2 protein-coding genes are annotated in these 2,031 nt (G+C 72.1%); both read left to right on the forward strand.

Annotation, left to right across the window (positions count from 1 at the left end; translation table 11 throughout):
• The coding region (locus tag HF526_RS34360) for a PfkB family carbohydrate kinase (RefSeq protein WP_338051946.1) at positions 1-996 on the forward strand (996 nt) is incomplete at its 5' end.
• A gap of 42 nt (positions 997-1,038) precedes the next feature.
• Positions 1,039-2,031 (forward strand): ribose-phosphate diphosphokinase, encoded by a 993-nt coding sequence (locus HF526_RS34365; RefSeq protein WP_169385821.1) that lies wholly within the window; start codon positions 1,039-1,041, stop codon positions 2,029-2,031.

Consider the following 2,031-nt stretch of genomic DNA (forward strand, 5'->3'; position numbering starts at 1 on the left):
GCGGGGCGCCTCGGCGCGGGTGTGTTCGGTGTCGGTGGTCGGGTGATGTCCCGGGTGGTGGTGGTCGGCGCGGTCAATGTCGATCTGGTGGTGCAGGCCGACCGGTTGCCGGGGCCGGGGGAGACCGTGGTGGGTCCTGGCGTGGAGCGGTATGGGGGCGGGAAGGGTGCGAACGCGGCGGTCGCTGCGGCCCGGGCCGGCGCCGAGGTCCGTTACTGCGGTGCGGTGGGTGCGGACGACACCGGGGCTGGTGCGCTGGCGGAGTTGCGTGCGGAGGGGATCGATGTGACGGACGTGGCGGTGCTCGAGGGTGTTGCCACCGGTGTCGCTTTGATCGTCGTGGACGTGCAGGGGGAGAACCAGATCGCGGTGGGGGCCGGGGCGAACGCGGCCGTGGATGCGGCGGTGGTGCGGTCGGCGGTGGCGCGGTCGGCGGGGTGGGCGGGTTGTGTGCTGGTCAGCACCGAGATTCCGTCGGACGCGGTGGCGGCGGCGGTGGAGACCGCGGTGGCGCACGGGCTGGCGTGTGTGCTCAACCCGGCGCCGGTGACCGCGGAGTTGGTGGATCTGCTGCGGCTCGGCCCGGTCGTCACCCCGAACCGGTCGGAGCTGCGGGACCTGTTTGCGTTGCTCGAGACCGGCGCGGTCGATCCGGAGAGGACGACCGTGGCGGAGATGGCGGCCGCGGTGGCTGCGCGGACGGGTGCGCCTGTTGTGGTGACGCTCGGCGGCGACGGTGTGCTGGTTGTCGACCCGGAGCGGGGGGTGGCGCCCCTGCCCGCCCCGCCTGCGGAGGTCCGGGACACCACGGGTGCGGGGGACACGTTCAACGGGGTGCTGGCGGCCGCGTTGGCCGGCGGCGCCACCGTGTCCGAGGCCGGCGCGCGCGGCGTGGCGGCGGCCTCGCTGTCGGTCGGCACGGTCGGGGCGCGGGCCGGCATGCCGCGCGCCGGGGCGATCGACGACGCGATCGCCCGGGGCGCGCCCACGGGCTGATCCACCGCGGTTCTTCCACTACCTCCACGAAAGGGTGGATTCATGACGGCGTCGCTACAGCGGGGTTACGACAAGCGGTTGATGCTGTTCTCGGGCCGGGCGAACCCTGTGCTGGCCGACCGGATCGCCGGGCAGCTCGGTGTCGATCTCGGCCCGATCACGCTCAAGACCTTCTCCAACGACGAGGTCTACTGCCGGTTCGACGAGTCGATCCGCGGTGCGGACGTGTTCCTCGTCCAGCCGATGTGCGGCAACCCCGAGACCGGGGTCAACGCCAACGACGCGCTGCTCGAGCTGCTGGTCATGGTGGACGCGGCGGTCGGGGCGAGCGCCCACCGGGTGATCGCGGTGACGCCCTGGTACGGCTATTCGCGGCAGGACAAGAAGTCCGCGCCGCGGGAGCCGATCTCGGCGCGGATGGTCGCGCGCACGCTCGAGGCGGTCGGCGTGGACCGGGTGTTGACCATGGATCTGCACGCGGGGCAGCTGCAGGGGTTCTTCGGGATCCCGGTGGACCACATGACGGCGCTGATGATGTTGGCCGACCACTTCGCGGGGTTGGACGACGATCTGGTGGTGGTGGCGCCGGACGCGGGTCGGGTGAAGCTGAACAAGCAGTTCGCGACCCGGATGGGTGCCGGGCTGGCGATCCTGGACAAGGAGCGTCCCGCGCAGCAGGTGGCCGAGATCAACCAGGTGATCGGGGACGTGCGGGGGAAGACCGCGATCATCGTCGACGACATCATCGACACCGCGGGCACGCTGCGCGCCGCGGGTGAGGCGGTCGCGCGGGCGGGTGCGCGGCGGGTGTTCGCCGCGGCCACGCACCCGGTGTTCAGCGGGCGGGCCTTCGAGAACCTGGTGGCCTCGCCGTTCGAGCGGATCGTCGTCACCGACACCATCCCGCTGCAGCCGGGCGCGCCGTCGACGATCGACGTCGTATCCTGCGCCCCGCTGCTCGCCGACTCCATCCGCCGGATCTTCACCGACGACTCGGTCAGCGAGGTCTTCGGCGGCAAGAACCACCTGTTCTAG

This window comes from Pseudonocardia acidicola (genome assembly GCF_012911935.1).
GTDB lineage: Bacteria > Actinomycetota > Actinomycetes > Mycobacteriales > Pseudonocardiaceae > Pseudonocardia > Pseudonocardia acidicola.